Consider the following 17,409-nt stretch of genomic DNA (forward strand, 5'->3'; position numbering starts at 1 on the left):
CTGATATCACTTTATCAAAAGTAAGAGAGTAGCTAATCTCTTACTTTTGATATAGGAAATCAACAGCAGCAGTTATATAAACTTTTGCACAGCGTACGATATCCTCAACACGCACTTTTTCATTATAACCATGAATACTTGGTAAATAAGCTGGGCCGTATTGCAATACAGGAATATCGTATTGTCTGAAATGACGAGCATCACTGCTTGCCCATTGCATGACACCATATGCCTCTTGCCCTGTGACGTACGAAATATTTTCCACTATCGATTGGCACACAGGATTTTCAGCAGGCGTATAATTGGCTACACTTTTGAAGCCAAAACGTTGGATCGAATAATCGATAGCCAAACCATCTAGTTTATTTGTCAAGATTTCTGTTACCTCTTCTTGTGTAATACCAAATGGTAAGCGACAATCGACTTGAACCTTACAGTAATCTGGGATTACGTTGGACTTCGTACCTCCCTCAATTGTACCAATATTTACAGTAATTTTCTCTAAAACTTCTTGATATTTCAAGCGATCTTTCTCCACTTCACGCATGTATTTTTTTGATACCTCGATAAGTGGCTGTACCTCTTCTGGAATCGTAATTTCTACATCCCATAGTGTACGAATCTCTTGAATAGCTCGAATAGCATCGACAATGGCATTTCGTCCAGCCAAAGGTGATAGACTTCCATGTCCAGGTTCCCCACGCACTTCTAATTCAAACCAGTAGGAGCCCTTTTGTCCAATTGTTGGATTTAAAGGTGAAGATGGCTCAGCGATTAAACAACCATCTCCCTGCACATAGCCGCGCTCTAACAGCCAAGGAACACCAAACTCGCCGCCCGTTTCTTCATCTGGTACAATCGCCAAAGTTAATTTCCCTGGTAGTTCAATGTTCAGTTTCTTTAATAGCTTTGTTGCAAAAATAATACCCGCTAAACCGGCTTTCATATCACTTGCTCCACGGCCAAGCATCCAGCCATCCTTCACTTCTCCTGAAAACGGATCAAAATCCCATTTTGATAAATCACCGACAGGAACAACATCTGTATGACCACAATAAACGAGTTCCTTTCCTTCACCATTCCCAATGGAAGCTACTAAATTAAACATTTTATCTGCAGCTTCATATTTTTGATAAGTAATGCCAACATCATTTAAATAGTTTTCGATAAAAGCTGTTATTTCAGTCGTATCCCCCGGAGGATTGACACTAGGAATTTGAATAAGTTTCGAGCAAAACGCTATCAATTCATCTTGATGATTTTCAACTGCATCTACTAATTGAGCTTTAAGTGCTTGTAAATCATTCATGTGTGTGTACCTCGTTTCCTTTCGTTTGTAAGTGACTCATGCTACCATATAAGCCTTTCATATGTGTAAATTGTGTTTCATCAAAGAAAGAGCATTTATTAGCACCATAAGTTTTTGCTACCTCTAATACAAATCGCACAACATTTTCTACATCCGTGACATGCGTTGCACCTGTTGCACAGCCTGCCACAACAGATTCAGTTGTAATCGCTACACCTACAACAGGGCTAGATGTTGCAACAGCCGGTTGTAAAATACTATTGATATGGAATAAACCATTACCATATGGTGTAATGTCTTGCATCGTAATCGGTAGAACAACTGGAGAAATGCCAGCTGATTGTGTATACACTTGCAATAAATCATCACTAATTTTTAATATGTAACCTTCTTTGACTGTTGGCGTAATAGCAAATCCTTTATGGTTACATACTTGATTGCCTTTTGTTGTATCAATGGATAGAATAGCATCCATTGTATCTTCTACTTCATTTTCGTTCATGACACTAATATCCACTGGAGAGTTCATAAATGGCACTGGCTCATGTGGTAAGGTTGGAGCTGTTGGACAAATATGTGTGGAGAAAATAACGTCACCCTCTAATTGATCACCCTTTAAGGCCATATCAATAGCTTTTGCTGCCCCTGCCAAACATGCCAGTGCGCCATCTCCATCTGATACAAAGCCTGTCATTTCAGGACGCGCCCCAATACCACCTAAGCGTCCAATAATTCCTAATGTAGGTGCATTCCCGCCTGAGGATTTGCCGTTCTTTCCTTTCACGAGGACGCGAACAAAATCAGTTGAGCCGCTTTCGCCTTGAATAGTTTTTACCTTGACATCTGCTGTGGAATCAATATTGTGTAAATATTCTTTAATCGTGGCTCCGTTTACATAAATACTATCCATTACCTCGTATAATTCAATAACATGCTTCAATGACATAATCAGTCCGCTCCTTTTTCTGCTTCAATAAAATTTACATTTCGTTAAATCGATGATACTTCTTGCTGTATTGACGTAAATAAATGACATGATACTTGATGTGTAGCTGTTACTGTATCAAGTGTCGGTTGAACGTCTGCACATTTTTCTGTAGCGAAACGACAACGCTTATGGAATGCACAGCCACTAGGAGGATTTACTGGGCTTGGAACATCGCCAGATAAAATAATGCGTTCCTTTTTATCAAAAGGATTTTCCTTAGGAATGGCTGATAACAAGGCTTGTGTATAGGGATGTTGAGGGTTTTCATATATTTCCTTGTATGTGCCAATTTCCACTATTTTCCCTAAATACATGACGGCAATCCGATCACACATGTAGTTCACGACATTTAAATCATGTGAAATAAAAATATAGGTTAAGCCGAATTCTTTCTGTAAATCTTTTAATAGATTGATCACCTGTGCCTGTACAGAGACATCTAATGCTGAAACAGGTTCATCACATACAACAATATCTGGATTGAGTGCAAGGGCCCGAGCAATATTAATGCGTTGTCTTTGTCCACCAGAAAACTCATGTGGATGGCGCTTTGCATGGTATGCACTTAATCCAACTGTTTCAAGTAATTCAATAACACGCTTTTTACGTGATGCCTCATCACCAATACCATGGATAACTAGTGGCTCAGCAATAAGGTATTCAATCGTTTTCCGAGGATCGAGTGATGCATAAGGATTTTGGAAAACCATTTGTATGGATTTTCGAGCAACGCGGATATCTTTTGTATTTAAGCTTGCTAAATCTGTCCCCTTAAATTCAACCATTCCCTCTGTTGGTGAGATTAGCTGGTTGATTAAACGAGCAACCGTCGATTTACCACAACCCGATTCGCCCACAATCCCCAGTGTCTCCCCTTTATATAATTCAAAACTTACACCATCTACCGCTTTCACAAATTGTGTTGATTTTTTAAAAGGAATTGAACTTTTAATGGGAAAGTGCTTTTTTAAATTACTTACCTTTAAGACAAGTTCATTGTGCTGTTGCATTAAAAATTCCCTCCTTCCTTGCGACAATTCGATCTTTTGCTTGTAAATGACAGGCTACAAAATGGTTGTCCTGTACTTCCACTAAATCAGGCACCGTACTACGACAAATATCTGTTGCTAAAGGGCAGCGTGCTGAGAAGTGACAACCACTATGTGGCATCGTTAAATCTGGCGGGCTACCTGGAATGGCTGGCAACCTTTGTTGCTCTTGTGTCCCCATTGTAATTTGAGACTCTAATAATCCCCACGTATAGGGATGTAACGGTTTTTCATAGAGCTGTCTTGTTGTAGTAGACTCTACTGTACGACCTGCATACATAACATTTACTTTGTCACATAGTTCCCAAACCACACCTAAATCGTGCGTAATCATAATGATGGCTGTATCGTGTTCTTGTTGTAACTTTTTCATTAAATCAAGAATTTGAGCTTGTACAGTGACATCCAGTGCAGTTGTTGGCTCATCGGCAATGAGTAGTTTCGGGTTACAAGCAAGGGCAATAGCAATCATGACACGCTGACGCATTCCTCCTGAAAATTCGTGAGGATACATTTTTAATCGTTTCTCTGGCTCAGGAATACCAACCATTTTTAACATATCAACGGCTTTGATAGCTGCATCTTTCTTCGATATTGTTTCATGTGCTTGAATGACTTCAATAATTTGATTGCCCACCGTTAATACAGGATTCAAACTTGTAATTGGATCTTGGAAAATCATTGATATGTCATTGCCTCGCACATTGCGCATTTCCTTTTCAGAAATTCCTATTAAATCGCGGCCATTAAATAGAATTTTTCCATTCGTTATTTTTCCTGGCGGAGATGGAATTAAACGCATGAGAGCAGTGGCTGTCACACTTTTTCCTGATCCTGACTCTCCCACAATACCTAGTGTTTCCTTCTTATTTAATTGTAAATTTACTCCATTAACAGCTTTCATTGTAGAGCCGCCACTTTTAAATTCTACTGTTAAGTTTTCTACATCTAGTAAACGTTCAGTCATGACTCCACCCCCTTCCATTAAACTTTCATTTTCGGATCTAATGCATCGCGCAATCCATCCCCTAAAAGGTTAATCCCAAGAACTGTTAATAAAATACAGATGCCTGAAAATGTCGCCATTTGGGGATTTAATACTAAAAAGTCTTTACCATCTTTTAAAATACTGCCCCATGAAGCTGTCGGTGGTTGAACGCCTAATCCTAAAAAGCTAAGGGCAGCCTCTGAAATAATAGCGCCAGCTGTACTCATCGTTCCATAGACAATTAAAGGAGCTAAACAGTTCGGTAATATATGGCTAAAAATGATTCTCGTATGTGTAGCACCTAAAGAATGCGTCACTTCAACGAATTCTTCCTCTTTTACACTTAAAACCTGTCCACGAACAAGTCGTGCGAAACCTGGAATATTAGCAATACCAATCGCAACAATAACGTTGACAAGTCCTTGCCCTAAAACCGTCATTAACGTAATAGCTAGTAAAATAAACGGAAATGCGAAAAGACCATCCATTGTGCGCATGATGATCGAATCAATGCGACCACCAAAATACCCTGCTACTAAACCTAACAGTGTGCCAAATACAGCACCAAATAGCACCGCTGCAATCCCAACAATCATCGATATGCGTGTACCGTAAACTAAGCGACTAAACAGATCACGGCCATAGTTATCTGTTCCTAGCAAATGTCCCTCTGTATTCATTGGTAAAAATGATTTACCGACAATCATTTCATTCGGTGGATGGGTAGCAATCAATGGGGCAAAAATAGCAACAATGCCCATTAAGGTGACAATGATTAACCCAATTGTCGCTAATTTATTTTTTAGCAACTTGCGCAATAACGTATTTCTTTTTCTCGTTTCATTGACGATTGCTTGAGTCATTGTTATTTTTTCCCTCCATCCGATTCTAAATTGACCTTAGGATTGACCACTTTATAAAGCACATCAACTACTAAATTAACAAGCACAAAGATAAACGCAATGAAAATAACAGTACCTTGTACGACTACAAAGTCACGTTTATCAATGGCATCTACAATTAATCGACCCATACCAGGCCAACTAAAAATCGTTTCTGTTAATACCGCCCCGCCCAGTAAATTAGAAATTTGCATTCCTAGCACCGTTAAAATCGGTGTTAGGGCATTTTTAAATGCGTGTTTACCAATCACTAAATATTCTTTAATACCTTTAGACCGAGCTGTTTTAATATAATCTTGCGAAATAACCTCTAACATACTTGAACGGGTAATCCGTGCAAATGTCGCCATTGGAATTGTTGCTAAAGCAAATGCTGGCAAAATTAAATGCTTCAAATAGGTCCATAGGCCATCGCTGATATTCCCCATCCCAGTCGCAGGAAACCAACCAAGGTTAACACTAAAGAATAAAACAAGCATGATGCCCAACCAGAAAATTGGCATGGATACACCAACTAATGACACAAGCATAACAACATAATCAATCATTGTATTTTGCTTTCTCGCTGCAAATATTCCTGCTGGAATACCAATCACGACTGCTATTAACAATGCTGCCAATGCCAGTATCACTGTGTTAGGGAACCTTTCGAGAATAAGCCCGATGACAGACTCACTATAAGAATAGGAATATCCTAAATTTAACTGTGCTAGATCTCCTACATATGAAATAAATTGCGAAGGCATGGATTTATTTAATCCTAGCTCTTCTCTTAAATTCTCTACATCTTCTACACTAGCTTGTGGTCCAAGCATGACTGAAGCCGGGTCACCAGGAATCATTCGCGTAATAATAAAGACGATAATCCCTACTACTAGCAGTGTGGGGATGAGGTTAACTAACCTTTTTAAAATAAATGAGCCCATCTTAGCAAGACCTCCTTTTCATTATTAGAATCAGTGGTTCATATTGTGAATAACCACATACTACACCACTTAATAATTGTTTGTAAATATATTTTTTCTGAATCTTTGTAATTTTTTATTTACTTTCTGTTTACAAGTGTGCTAATTTTATTCTCGAACCTACCATTTTTGAATCAACGGTTCATATTGTGAAACAAAAACTAAGGAGGCTAGTGCATATGAAGAAATTAAACGTAAGAAAGTCTTTACTACTTCTCTTTTTAACTTTACTAATTGGTGTTTTAGCTGCTTGTGGTGGGAACAATGAAAAAAGTACTTCAACAGATGAAAAAGACGGAGAAGCTACTTCAGGCGGCACATTAAATGTCGGTCTGTCAGCCAATGCCAAAACATTTGACCCTATCAAATACACGGGGGTTTATGAATCACAGGTAATGCGTCAAATGGGTGATACGTTAGTTGTTTATAACAAAGATCTATCCGATATCATCCCTTCATTAGCAACAGAATGGAATGTTTCAGAGGATATGTTAGTTTACACGTTCAAATTACGCGAAGGTGTAAAATTCCAAAAAGGTCAATATCAAGATGGCCGTGAAATGACAGCTGAAGATGTGAAATACTCTTTAGAACGCTCTGCCAAAGAATCCGCTATGAATCGTTTAAGTGGTGTGACAGAGGTGAAAGTGCTATCTGATTATGAAGTAGAGGTTCACTTAGCCACACCGAATGCTGCCCTACTTGCTATGCTAACGGATGCAGGGAATATCATTATTCCAAAAGAAGAGATTGAAGGCTGGGGCGATAATTTTTCTGAACACTTTATTGGTACAGGTCCATTCCAATTAACAGAGTGGAAAAAAGATCAAGAGGTAAAATTAGTTCGTCACGAAAATTATTGGGGTGATAAGCCGAATATCGATAACTTAACAATGAAGTTTATCTCCGATCAAAATATGATGACGAATGCATTACGTTCTGGAGATATTGATATCGCCATGGATGTCAAAGGCCAAAACCGTGAAATCATCAACCAAGATAGCAACCTTGAGCTTTTAACAAATCCAGGTCTATCCATTGTTTACCTTGATCTTAATAACAAAGTAGGTCCGACTGCTGACAAACGCGTTCGTGAAGCTATTTATATGGCAACAAATGTAGAGGAAATCATTTCTGGCGTTAACCAATGGGGTGGCGGTGATGTTTCATACTTACCATTACCACCTGGTTCATGGGGGTATGATAAATCGTTAGTTGATTTAGTACCAAAATATAATCCAGAAGAAGCAAAAAAATTACTAGCTGATGCAGGCTATCCTGATGGCTTCAAGACAGACATTTTCGTATCAGAAGCACGTGTTCCTTACGCAACGATTTTCCAAAGTCAGTTAAAGAAAAACTTAAACATTGATGTGGAAATTAAAGTGCTTGAATGGGGTACTTACAGTGATACTGTCGCAAAGGGTAATGCGCCAATGAATATTGGTGGCTGGACTTGGTATCCAGATCCATATTTCTTCCTTTATCAGTTATTCCATACAAATCAAATTGGTGCGTTAGGAAATGGTAAAGGTTACAGCAACCCAGAAGTGGATAAATTATTAGAGCGTGCCGTATCTGAAACAGTGGTGCAAGAAGAGCGTGCAAAATTATACCAAGAAGCATTAAAGCTGATTTTAGCTGATGTGCCACGTATTGAATTAGAGGCGACACAAACGGTTGCAGGTGTAAACAAAAAAGTACAGGGCTTTGAGGTTTCTGCTGATAACTCCGTACAAATTGTACATCCGAATGGTACAAACGTATCCATTACTAAATAATTAAACTGGAAAAGTGGAGATGATCGTCTCCGCTTTTCTCTTCATAAGGAGAGATCTGATCCAATGACTCGATATATAAATGGACTTGTTTTTAATTCCGAGACTCGTAGCTTTACTAAACAATCGTTTCAAGTACAAGGGCAATACTTTGAATCCGCTACTAGCCTAGCCGAAACAGAATTGGATTTAGATGGCTACTATATTACACCTGGCTTTATCGATAGCTGTTCACAAATCGGTTTAGCCGAAATAGGAATTCGTTGGGAGGGTGATGATAGCTATGAATTTGATTCACATCTGCAATATTCTGTAGTTGATGGTATTTATCCATTTGATACTGCATTTCAAAAAGCCATATCTCATGGGGTGACAGCCTCTCATATTGTTCCCTCTCCTAAAAGCTTGATCGGTGCAAAAACGGCTATTATTCATCATACACATACAACCGTTGATGAAATGGTCATTTCAAAAGATGTGGCGTATTCCTTCTCTATTGGACATCAGGCAAAAAGTACATTTTTCGCTGAAAAGAAAAAACCACTCACTCGCATGGGCATCGCCAAAATTTTAAGAGAAACATTACAACAAATTCAGCGGCAAGAACCGTCGATTAAAAAAATCGTTATTCGAGCACACAAAGCCGTTGATCTTGAATTCATTAGCCGCCTTCAACAAGAATTTGCTTCGATCTTTGATTTTCATATTATCCATGGCACTGAAGTTCCGCTCCTTCAGGAGACATCCTTCAATACAATTATTGCTGGTCCAACATTTCGATATATCGAGCATAATGAGATGATGGCGCTATCACCAAAACTGTATAACCAGCTGTCCAAACACAATATTCCATTTGTTTTTTGTACAGATCATCCTGTTAGTAGCACCTCTCATCTAACGTTAGAAGGTTGTTTGGCTGTAAGAGAAGGTATGACACGTCAGGACGTGCTATATGCTCTAACAACAGGAGCTGCAAATTTCCTTGGTATCGCCCACAAAACAGGCGCTATTTGTAATGGTCTTTTTGCTGATTTTGTGATTTGGGATAAGCATCCATTAGATTTAGATGCACAGGTTGTCGCAACCTATATTAAAGGAACAAAAGTTTATGCACGGGAAGAAGGGTTTACACAATGATTATTTATCATCATGCAAAGTTTCTTACAGTCAATGAACAAAACGATACTTGTGAGCAGTTATGGATCGAAGATGGGCGTATTGTCTATATTGGTCCAGCGAAAGAAATCCCCCCACAAGCAGAGCTAGTTGATCTACAGGGAGCTTATGTCACACCAGGGTTAATTGATATTCATGCCCATGTTGGAACGTGGGCTGAAGTTACTGAAGACATTAATGATGCCAATGAATATAGCGAACCCTTTACACCTCTTATGCACGCTTTAGATAGTGTAGATATCCGACACTTTTCCTTTCAACATGCGTTAGAAGGTGGCGTAACCACTGTACAAACCGGTCCAGGTAGTGCCAATGTCATTGGTGGCATTTGGAGTATTCTTAAAACAGCAGGACCTACCCTTGCCTCTCGAGTTTTAGTAGAACGAAGTGGTTTAAAGGGCGCCCTAGGGGAAAATCCGAAAAACGTCTTTGGCAATCAGTATAAACGCAAGCCAATGACTCGCATGGCCATTGCACAGCTTTTACGGGATGGTTTCCAACGTGCCAGTCAACTCAATGAACAACAACGAGCAGAACAAATTAAACAAAATGCTGAGTTACGCCCATTTATTGAGGTACTTCGAGGCGACATGCCCCTTCGCCTTCACTGTCATAGAGCAGATGACATTATGACAGCTATAAGAATTGCCAAAGAATTTAATGTGCAGCTTCATTTAGAGCATTGCACAGAAGGCTATCTCATTGTCGATGCCGTTAAAAATAGTGGGTTTCATGCAACGCTTGGCCCTTATATGTTAACACCATCTAAATATGAAACGCGTCATTCTACTCCAGCAATTGCAGCCATTTTTAAAGAGCATAATATTCCGTTCGCCATCATGACAGATCATCCATTCGTACCAATTCAATACTTAAAATATTGTGCCACAGAAGCGATTCGTTATGGTTTAGATGAAGACACAGCCCTCAAAAGTATTACGATCAATGCAGCTAAGCTCGTACAGCTAGATCATCGCATTGGTAGTCTTGAGGAAGGCAAAGATGCTGATTTTGTTGTTTGGTCACATCCTATTTTTGAAACAGAAGCAAAGGTTTTACAAACTTATGTAAATGGACAAAAATATTACGAAGCGGAGTGAGCACAATGCAACATTCGAAAATTGCCGTTGTAACAATTGGTCAGGCACCACGCAAAGATATGGCAGAGGATATACAGCAATTAAGAGAAGCAGGTTTACATGTTCATGAATTCGGTGTACTGGATTCACTTTCCTTAGAGGAAATTGCTACCCTTTCTCCTTCTCGTGAAGATACTGATGTGTTAGTGACACTTCTTACCAATGGTCAACAAGTAAAGCTCAGTAAACAAAAGCTTATGCCCTATATTCAGAGATGCATTGATGATCTACATGAATTCACTTGGATACTACTTATGTGTACAGGAGATTTTTCGAATAAATTATCCTATAAAAATCTTTTACTGCCTGATCGTATGATGACGAATTTAGTGAAAGGGTTACATACAGAATTAGCCATTGGTTTAATAGGTCCTGAACCAGAACAACAACGAACAGTTGCAGAGAAATGGCAAAAAGCACAGTTCGATGTAACCTTTTCAGCTAGCTCCCCATACCACTTTGATCAGCAACATTTATTGGCAAATGCACAACGATTAGAAGAGCGAGGAGCGGATTTGCTTATCCTTGATTGTATGGGCTATTCCACAACGATGAAAAACATGATTAAAGATCAACTCACTATCCCCATCATCGTCCCTCGAGAGGCGGTTTTTACAATTTTAAAAGCCATTTGTTAATAGAAGAAAAGGTCACTTCTGAATTAGTGACCTTTTCCCTTATTCGCTAGACACGTTTATTAAAATAAGGAAGCTGCTCAACGAATGCCTTCGTATCATCATCCCCATATTCATGAACAAGTGCATAGATTTTCATTAATCTTTTATCTATTTCATCATTTTCCCTATCTAGGTGATACTGTATATACGGTAACTGTGCACGCCATGCATTCGAAATTTCCAACAGCTGCATTTGCTGAAAGATCCTCTCAAAAACATCTAATGCTTGTCGATCTACATTCAGTTCAAAATTCCATGGTCCTGCATATGGATTTGTATAATAAGTTCTATTGGCAAGTGAAAAATATACGCGCTGACGATCCATCTTTATGATTCACTCCTTTTTCCATAGTATGGAGTGATAGGTGTTGTTTTATTCGCTTTTATGTCAAACTTCCTTCACAATTAATAGGACCAGATAATTTATAATAGGTATGATGAATAAAGAACGGAGTGAATACTATGAGTTTAACTACGCTCTTAATAGTCGCAGTTATCATCGTTATCTTTATCACCCTTGCGACGATTATCAGTGTCAACCGTGCCTATGCCTTTAAACATACTGTTGATGAAAAACCGAAGCAAAGCTATCATCAAGAGGAGAATTAATTATCATTACTTGAATTTGGAGTGAAAGCAATGGGCGTACCTTTACCAATTATCATTATGATTGCCATGATGATGCTAATGTTTGGCGTTTCCGTCATTATCATTATGAAGAAAAAAAATAATATCTTTACACAAACAATTGATCCAAAGCCTGAACAAATCACAGCTCAGCAAAAGGAAGAGCAGCGATGAAATACCCCTTTATTTGGCTCATTCGGTTTTATAGAAAATTCATTTCACCTATGACGCCACCGACTTGTCGTTTTCATCCTACCTGTTCTTCTTATGGCCTCGAAGCTTTTCAAAAGCACGGTGCATTCAAAGGCTTCCTTTTAACGATTACACGTATATCCAAATGCCATCCATTTCATCCTGGTGGCTTTGATCCTGTGCCTGAAAAATGGCCTTCGAAAAAGAATTAATTTTCGCAGGGCATTTTTTTCTTGTACTTTTTTAAGTTGTGCGTTATCATAATAACTGTTCTAAAAAATAAATCGTAATGATTACTATTTAAGAGAGGTATCTTATTATATGAAAAAACTGTATTTAGTATTGCTAGTCGCAGTTCTTGCTTTATTTACTGCCGCCTGTGGAGGTGGAGACAAATCGTCCACAGCCCAAAAGACTGAGGAAAAAGATAAGTTAAGTATTTATACAACGGTTTATCCGTTAAGCTATTTTGCACAGCGCATTGGTGGCGATTATGTTGAAGTATCTTCTATTTATCCAGCTGGTGCAAATGAACATACCTTCGAGCCAACACAAAAAGATATGATGAAATTAGCAGATGCTGATATCTTTTTCTATATTGGATTAGGACTTGAAGGCTTTGTAGAAAACGCTAAAAAAACATTAGAGAACGAAGATGTTACAATGGTGGCAACTGCTGATGAAGTTTCAGATGAAAAATTAGCTGTCAGCACAGGGCATGTGCATGCGGAAGATGAAGAACATGAAGCAGACACACATGACGAGCATGAGCACGGTGCCACAGAGGAAGAGCATGAGCACGAACATGAAGGTGAAGAGCATGGACATGACGAGCATGAGCATGGCGATATCGACCCACATGTTTGGTTATCTCCTACAATTAGTCAAGATTTAGCACTGGCTATTAAAAACACATTAGTTGAAAAAATGCCGGCGCAGGAGGCAACTTTTAACACAAATTATGATGCATTAGTAAAAGAGTTACAGGATTTAGATCAAGATTTTAAAGCAATGACTGACAAAGCACAAAATAAAACATTCTTTGTATCACATGCTGCATTTGGCTATATTGCAGGTCAATACGGCTTAACTCAAGTGCCGATTGCTGGCTTGAATTCACAAAATGAGCCATCCCAAAAGGAATTAACAAAGATTGTAGACAAAGCAAATGAATTGCATATTCACTATATTTTATTTGAACAAAATGTCTCTTCAAAATTAGCAGAGGTTATTCAAAAAGAAGTAGGTGCAGAATCTCTTGTCTTGCATAATTTAAGTGTATTAACAGCTGATGATGAAAAAAATGAGGAAACCTATTTCACATTGATGCAAAAAAATATTCAAACATTAGAAAAAGCTTTAAGCGTTCAATAATATGAGTAAGGAGGTGCCCCGCAATGGATGGGACACCTCCTTTATTATGACATATTTTTCTTGTGGCATTCGTTTCTCCGCTCGATAAAAAGACGCTAGCCACTTTGTTGTTTTTTGCTTAGTCATATGCTTCGCTTTTGGCTGAATTGCAACATAGGCCGTTATACTACTTTCTACTAGCATCGGTGCCCATTCAATAAAGTCAAACTGAACTAAAGTGTCTTGCTTATTGTTTTTTTGTGTAACAAGCTTCATCGGCTGTTCCACTAATTGTTGTACTGCTAACCTATTTTCGCCAATAATTGATAATCCCATATTTTGATTGAAACGATGTTGTATTGGCATTGCTAAACTTTGTCTTTTCGTTTCTTCCTGCAATTCCGTATATTTCTCGCTTGTTGCAGCAGGGAAGCTTGCATAGTCCCAGGTATGATCTTGTGCTAATTGGCGATCCGACACTAAAAAATATTGATAGCGAACTTCCCCTTTCCGATCTGGCAAAGGGTCATCCCATGTCACATCAATATGATACCAAGCATGATCAAGCTTCACTAATACCCAGGCATGTAGCTGTTCTCCTACTTTTCCAGGTACATATTGTACCTCAAAGCCCAGCATTTCTAACATTCGATATAACACTAAAGCATATGCCTGGCAGACGCCCTTATTCTCCGTTAATAATGTATAAGGAGAATATTGACTTCCTTCTGTTTCCTTGGAGTATTCCGCAGATAAGACAATAAAATCATGTGCAGCCTGTAGTTTTTCTACGTCACTTAATCCATGCATAGGCGCAATAATATTCGCCAAGGTTTGCTCTACAAATACCGCCTCCGTTTGTGATAGATGGTACGTAAATGCAAATGCAATGACAATATTATTGCTATACCCTTCGTACTTCCATTGGAAACTTGAAATATTAGTATAAATATAAGAGTTTTCAATCGCATTTTTAGTAATTTCCGTTAGTTCATCTTTTATCTCGGCTATATCACCAGTATAACGAATCGAGAATTCGGACGATAGTTGCATAACTTCTTTATTAATGAGAGATTGTAGTGTTTCAATTGTATGAGCTGTTGCTACATCTTCTTTTTCATAGTTTGCAAATACTTGCACATGACTCATTTGTAGAACAAATAATATAATGACAACATTATATATATATTTCCTCATATGAGTCATTCTCCTTTACTAAATAGTTTATGCCTCTCTTTTTTTATTATGTTAATAAATGATTAATTTCATGCTAAAAGTTCAAATAAAAAAGAAGCCTTCCTTTGTAAGAAGACTTCTTTCACAAGATTTTTATTGTAATAATTTTCGTCTCAGTAATTTATCCGCGCCATTGCGTGGAAGACTGTCTGTGATAATCATTTCTTTAGGTACTTTATATTTAGCAAGTTTCTGTATACAAAAGGCTTGTAATTGCTCAACAGATACCTGCTCATTTAACACGATAAATGCAATAGGTACCTGTCCCCATTGCTCATCAGGCATACCACATACACCCGCTTCTTTGACTGCTGGATGTGTGAGTAGCACATTTTCTATTTCTGCAGGATAAATATTTTCTCCTCCAGAAATAATTAAATCTGCCCTTCGATCAATGACAAATAAGTAACCTTCCTCATCTAAATAACCAATATCTCCAGTATGAAGCCAGCCAGCCATCGTTGCATTTTTTTGTGCAAAACGTCCAATATAGCCAGGTGTGACATGAGGACCTCGAATGCAAATTTCCCCTTCACCTTTAGCATTTGGCTCAGCAATCTTTATTTGATTAAAAAATAAAGGCTTTCCAGCAGAACCAATTTTCCGCATAGCGTCTTCACTTGCCAATGTGGCTGTTTGTGAGGAGGTTTCTGTCATCCCATATGTTTGTGCGACAGCTAAATTTAACGCATGCGCTCTCGCTAAGTAATCCACGGGTACAGGCCCACCTCCAGCTAGCATCAGCTTAAAATGAGGTGAAGCTTTCGCATTGCATTGCTCTAGTGTATGTAGAATACGTTCCAAGGTCACCGCTACAACAGACATATGGGTAACATCCCCATCCATAATATTTTGCGCGATAGCTTCCACATCAAATTGATCATATAAAACGACTTGATTGCCATATAGCAGCGACCGCACTAATATGGAAAATCCACTAATATGAAATAAAGGTACAGCACATAACCAAACATCCTGAGCCTGCAGCCCAATATTTAAAACGGAGGCAGTCGCACTAGCCTGATGATTTCCAACCGTTTGGCGAACACCTTTTGGAAAGCCCGTTGTACCCGAAGTATACATAATCGTTGTTGTTTGATGAAGAGGCCATTCCTTGGCTATCTCTAGTGCACCCTCTGCCCCTTCTTCAATCGCTGAAAATAAATGATAGGCTGTTTCAGATGGCAGCTTTTCTACATCCTCATCTGCAATCAACACTGCCACAGCCTCTGAATCCTCTAGCTGATAAGCCAGCTCTTCCTGTGATAGTCTGCGATTAAGCATCACCATCTCACATTGCAAATGCATGCAGGCATACATCATGATCACAAGCGCAGGCTTACTTGGCCCCATGATCGCAATTCGATCACCCTGTTGAATACCGAGTGCCACTAATTGTCGAGCACGTTTTATCGATTCATCATTTAATTCTTGAAAAGTCCAGCTTCGCTTTTTAAAAGTCAGTGCCTTGCGTAATGGTGTTAAATAAGCTCGTTGTAAAATCCAATTAGGATACATCTTTGTCACTCCAATCACCCTACATCTTAACGCTTTCCTGTCTAGTTTGTCTATTAATCCACGGGGTATCTACCACTTTAGTGTGTCTATCTATCACCCTTATTACAAGTCACTCTATCCTTCACATATTAACGTGCTATCCCCTACTTTTAGCTTTCTAACCAACACTTTTATTACAACCCTACTCTATCCTTTACATTTTAACGTGCTATCCCCTACTTTGAGCTTTTTAACCACCTCTTAACTACTTCTAACCACTTCTTTTAACTTTCTATCCAACACTCTTATTACAAGTCCTACCCTATCCTTCACATTTCAGATGCTATCCGCTACTTTTAGCTTTTTAACCACCTCTTAACTGCTTCTAACCGCTTCTTTTAATTTTCTATCCTCCATTCTTATTACAACCCTACCCTATCCTTCACATTTCAGATGCTTCCGCTACTTTGAGCTTTTTAACCACCTCTTAGCTGCTTCTAACCGCTACTTTTAGCTTTCTATCCAACACTCTTATTACAACCCTACTCTATCCTTCACATTTCAGATGCTATCCGCTACTTTGAGCATTTTAACCACTGCTTAGCCGCTTCTATCCGCAACTTTTAGCTTTCTATCCACCAATCCTCCTCCAGCACATACAAAAAGCTCGTATCTCCAAAAAGATACGAGCTTTACACCCTTTACTAATCAAGGGAATCTTGGGAATTGACCGAAATCTGGTTGACGTTTTTCTTTGAATGCGTCGCGACCTTCTTTTGCTTCATCAGTTGTGTAGTAAAGAAGTGTAGCGTCACCAGCCATTTGTTGAAGACCTGCTAAACCGTCTGTATCTGCATTCATCGCTGCTTTTAAGAAGCGTAGTGCAGTTGGTGACATTTGAAGCATTTCTTCACACCATTGAACTGTTTCATCTTCCAATTGCGCATAAGGCACAACTGTATTGACTAAGCCCATATCAAGTGCTTGTTGTGCATCGTATTGACGGCAAAGGTACCAAATTTCGCGTGCCTTTTTATGACCAATAATACGAGCAAGATAGCCTGAGCCATAACCAGCATCGAATGAACCTACTTTTGGTCCAGTTTGTCCAAAGCGAGCATTGTCCGCAGCAATTGTTAAGTCACAGACAACATGTAAAACATGTCCTCCACCAATTGCATAGCCTGCAACCATTGCCACTACAGGTTTTGGAATCACACGGATTAAACGTTGTAAATCAAGAACGTTTAGACGTGGGATTTCATCATCCCCTACGTAGCCACCGTGACCGCGAACTTTTTGGTCTCCGCCTGAGCAGAAAGCATGTTCACCTTCACCAGTTAGAATAATAACACCGATATTTTTATCATCGCGTGCACGTGAGAATGCGTCAATCATTTCCATAACCGTTTTTGGGCGGAATGCATTACGCACTTCTGGACGGTTAATCGTAATTTTTGCGATACCGTTATAGAACTCATACTTAATGTCTTCATAAGTATGTAGTGTAGTCCATTGACGTGTCATTGAATT

18 protein-coding genes are annotated in these 17,409 nt (G+C 38.9%); 8 read left to right on the top strand and 10 right to left on the bottom strand.

Annotated elements, in window-relative coordinates:
* Window positions 1-40 precede the first annotated feature (40 nt).
* Genes MHB40_RS19010 through MHB40_RS19035 form a run of 6 tightly spaced genes read right to left on the bottom strand, consistent with a single transcriptional unit; the run spans window position 41 to window position 6,162 of the window.
* Window positions 41-1,309, bottom strand: coding sequence for an ArgE/DapE family deacylase (locus MHB40_RS19010; protein WP_205445116.1), 1,269 nt, complete (start codon window positions 1,307-1,309; stop codon window positions 41-43).
* The gene (locus MHB40_RS19015; protein ID WP_205445117.1) at window positions 1,302-2,255 is read right to left on the bottom strand and encodes a DUF1177 domain-containing protein; all 954 of its coding nucleotides are present in this window, start codon (window positions 2,253-2,255) and stop codon (window positions 1,302-1,304) included. The genes MHB40_RS19010 and MHB40_RS19015 overlap by 8 nt, the downstream gene beginning before the upstream one ends.
* 44 nt (window positions 2,256-2,299) lie before the next feature.
* Window positions 2,300-3,307 carry a dipeptide ABC transporter ATP-binding protein gene (locus tag MHB40_RS19020; protein ID WP_342441336.1) on the bottom strand — a complete coding sequence of 336 codons (1,008 nt, stop codon included), beginning with the start codon at window positions 3,305-3,307 and terminating at the stop codon, window positions 2,300-2,302.
* Window positions 3,291-4,313, bottom strand: a complete 1,023-nt coding sequence (locus MHB40_RS19025) for an ABC transporter ATP-binding protein (protein WP_205445120.1) — start codon at window positions 4,311-4,313, stop codon at window positions 3,291-3,293. Before MHB40_RS19025 ends, MHB40_RS19020 begins: the two co-directional genes overlap by 17 nt.
* Before the next feature lie 17 nt (window positions 4,314-4,330).
* Window positions 4,331-5,197 (bottom strand): ABC transporter permease, encoded by an 867-nt coding sequence (locus tag MHB40_RS19030; RefSeq protein WP_205445122.1) that lies wholly within the window; start codon window positions 5,195-5,197, stop codon window positions 4,331-4,333.
* Between the two features lie 2 nt (window positions 5,198-5,199).
* Window positions 5,200-6,162, bottom strand: coding sequence for an ABC transporter permease (locus MHB40_RS19035; protein ID WP_205445124.1), 963 nt, complete (start codon window positions 6,160-6,162; stop codon window positions 5,200-5,202).
* A 218-nt stretch (window positions 6,163-6,380) separates the two neighbouring features.
* Here MHB40_RS19035 and MHB40_RS19040 point away from each other — a divergent pair, with 218 nt between their 5' ends.
* The 4 genes from MHB40_RS19040 (at window position 6,381) to MHB40_RS19055 (ending at window position 10,932) form a co-directional block, all read left to right on the top strand.
* Window positions 6,381-7,982: an ABC transporter substrate-binding protein gene (locus MHB40_RS19040; RefSeq protein ID WP_342441337.1), complete on the top strand. Its 1,602-nt coding sequence runs from the start codon at window positions 6,381-6,383 to the stop codon at window positions 7,980-7,982.
* 63 nt (window positions 7,983-8,045) lie between these two features.
* Entirely contained in the window at window positions 8,046-9,116 is a 1,071-nt protein-coding gene (locus tag MHB40_RS19045; protein WP_342441338.1) for an amidohydrolase family protein, read from the top strand.
* Entirely contained in the window at window positions 9,113-10,255 is a 1,143-nt protein-coding gene (locus MHB40_RS19050) for an amidohydrolase (RefSeq protein WP_205445128.1), read from the top strand. The genes MHB40_RS19045 and MHB40_RS19050 overlap by 4 nt, the downstream gene beginning before the upstream one ends.
* Window positions 10,256-10,260: 5 nt before the next feature.
* Entirely contained in the window at window positions 10,261-10,932 is a 672-nt protein-coding gene (locus MHB40_RS19055; RefSeq protein WP_342441339.1) for an AroM family protein, read from the top strand.
* A gap of 46 nt (window positions 10,933-10,978) precedes the next feature.
* Here the strand turns inward: MHB40_RS19055 and MHB40_RS19060 are convergent, their stop codons facing one another.
* Window positions 10,979-11,296, bottom strand: a complete 318-nt coding sequence (locus MHB40_RS19060; RefSeq protein WP_016992524.1) for a hypothetical protein — start codon at window positions 11,294-11,296, stop codon at window positions 10,979-10,981.
* A gap of 137 nt (window positions 11,297-11,433) precedes the next feature.
* Here MHB40_RS19060 and ytzI point away from each other — a divergent pair, with 137 nt between their 5' ends.
* From ytzI to MHB40_RS19080, 4 genes are all read left to right on the top strand, one after another.
* Entirely contained in the window at window positions 11,434-11,580 is a 147-nt protein-coding gene (gene ytzI / locus MHB40_RS19065; RefSeq protein ID WP_205445131.1) for a YtzI protein, read from the top strand.
* 30 nt (window positions 11,581-11,610) lie between these two features.
* Complete coding sequence (locus MHB40_RS19070; RefSeq protein ID WP_342441340.1) at window positions 11,611-11,772, top strand: hypothetical protein; 162 nt, start codon at window positions 11,611-11,613, stop codon at window positions 11,770-11,772.
* Complete coding sequence (gene yidD, locus MHB40_RS19075; protein ID WP_205445135.1) at window positions 11,769-12,002, top strand: membrane protein insertion efficiency factor YidD; 234 nt, start codon at window positions 11,769-11,771, stop codon at window positions 12,000-12,002. The genes MHB40_RS19070 and yidD overlap by 4 nt, the downstream gene beginning before the upstream one ends.
* Window positions 12,003-12,111: 109 nt before the next feature.
* Window positions 12,112-13,164: a zinc ABC transporter substrate-binding protein gene (locus tag MHB40_RS19080; RefSeq protein WP_342441341.1), complete on the top strand. Its 1,053-nt coding sequence runs from the start codon at window positions 12,112-12,114 to the stop codon at window positions 13,162-13,164.
* Here the strand turns inward: MHB40_RS19080 and MHB40_RS19085 are convergent.
* The 3 genes from MHB40_RS19085 to menB form a co-directional block, all read right to left on the bottom strand.
* Entirely contained in the window at window positions 13,150-14,340 is a 1,191-nt protein-coding gene (locus tag MHB40_RS19085) for a transglutaminase domain-containing protein (RefSeq protein ID WP_342441342.1), read from the bottom strand. The two genes, MHB40_RS19080 and MHB40_RS19085, sit on opposite strands and share 15 nt — an antisense overlap.
* A gap of 132 nt (window positions 14,341-14,472) precedes the next feature.
* A complete protein-coding gene (locus MHB40_RS19090) occupies window positions 14,473-15,897 on the bottom strand; it encodes an o-succinylbenzoate--CoA ligase (protein WP_342443769.1) in 1,425 nt (474 codons plus the stop codon).
* A gap of 687 nt (window positions 15,898-16,584) precedes the next feature.
* Window positions 16,585-17,403 (bottom strand): 1,4-dihydroxy-2-naphthoyl-CoA synthase, encoded by an 819-nt coding sequence (gene menB / locus MHB40_RS19095; protein WP_205445140.1) that lies wholly within the window; start codon window positions 17,401-17,403, stop codon window positions 16,585-16,587.
* Window positions 17,404-17,409: the final 6 nt, after the last annotated feature.

This window comes from Lysinibacillus sp. FSL K6-0057, from assembly GCF_038630885.1.
GTDB lineage: Bacteria > Bacillota > Bacilli > Bacillales_A > Planococcaceae > Lysinibacillus > Lysinibacillus fusiformis_F.

Coding starts and splice junctions, on each gene's coding strand:
- MHB40_RS19045 (WP_342441338.1), top strand. CDS start 8,046: ATGACTCGATATATAAATGGACTTGTTTTTAATTCCGAGACTCGTAGC.
- MHB40_RS19055 (WP_342441339.1), top strand. CDS start 10,261: ATGCAACATTCGAAAATTGCCGTTGTAACAATTGGTCAGGCACCACGC.
- MHB40_RS19025 (WP_205445120.1), bottom strand. CDS start 4,313: ATGACTGAACGTTTACTAGATGTAGAAAACTTAACAGTAGAATTTAAA.
- ytzI (WP_205445131.1), top strand. CDS start 11,434: ATGAGTTTAACTACGCTCTTAATAGTCGCAGTTATCATCGTTATCTTT.
- menB (WP_205445140.1), bottom strand. CDS start 17,403: ATGACACGTCAATGGACTACACTACATACTTATGAAGACATTAAGTAT.
- MHB40_RS19035 (WP_205445124.1), bottom strand. CDS start 6,162: ATGGGCTCATTTATTTTAAAAAGGTTAGTTAACCTCATCCCCACACTG.
- MHB40_RS19080 (WP_342441341.1), top strand. CDS start 12,112: ATGAAAAAACTGTATTTAGTATTGCTAGTCGCAGTTCTTGCTTTATTT.
- MHB40_RS19015 (WP_205445117.1), bottom strand. CDS start 2,255: ATGTCATTGAAGCATGTTATTGAATTATACGAGGTAATGGATAGTATT.
- MHB40_RS19030 (WP_205445122.1), bottom strand. CDS start 5,197: ATGACTCAAGCAATCGTCAATGAAACGAGAAAAAGAAATACGTTATTG.
- MHB40_RS19020 (WP_342441336.1), bottom strand. CDS start 3,307: ATGCAACAGCACAATGAACTTGTCTTAAAGGTAAGTAATTTAAAAAAG.
- MHB40_RS19060 (WP_016992524.1), bottom strand. CDS start 11,296: ATGGATCGTCAGCGCGTATATTTTTCACTTGCCAATAGAACTTATTAT.
- MHB40_RS19040 (WP_342441337.1), top strand. CDS start 6,381: ATGAAGAAATTAAACGTAAGAAAGTCTTTACTACTTCTCTTTTTAACT.
- MHB40_RS19090 (WP_342443769.1), bottom strand. CDS start 15,897: ATGTATCCTAATTGGATTTTACAACGAGCTTATTTAACACCATTACGC.
- yidD (WP_205445135.1), top strand. CDS start 11,769: ATGAAATACCCCTTTATTTGGCTCATTCGGTTTTATAGAAAATTCATT.
- MHB40_RS19010 (WP_205445116.1), bottom strand. CDS start 1,309: ATGAATGATTTACAAGCACTTAAAGCTCAATTAGTAGATGCAGTTGAA.
- MHB40_RS19050 (WP_205445128.1), top strand. CDS start 9,113: ATGATTATTTATCATCATGCAAAGTTTCTTACAGTCAATGAACAAAAC.
- MHB40_RS19070 (WP_342441340.1), top strand. CDS start 11,611: ATGGGCGTACCTTTACCAATTATCATTATGATTGCCATGATGATGCTA.
- MHB40_RS19085 (WP_342441342.1), bottom strand. CDS start 14,340: ATGAGGAAATATATATATAATGTTGTCATTATATTATTTGTTCTACAA.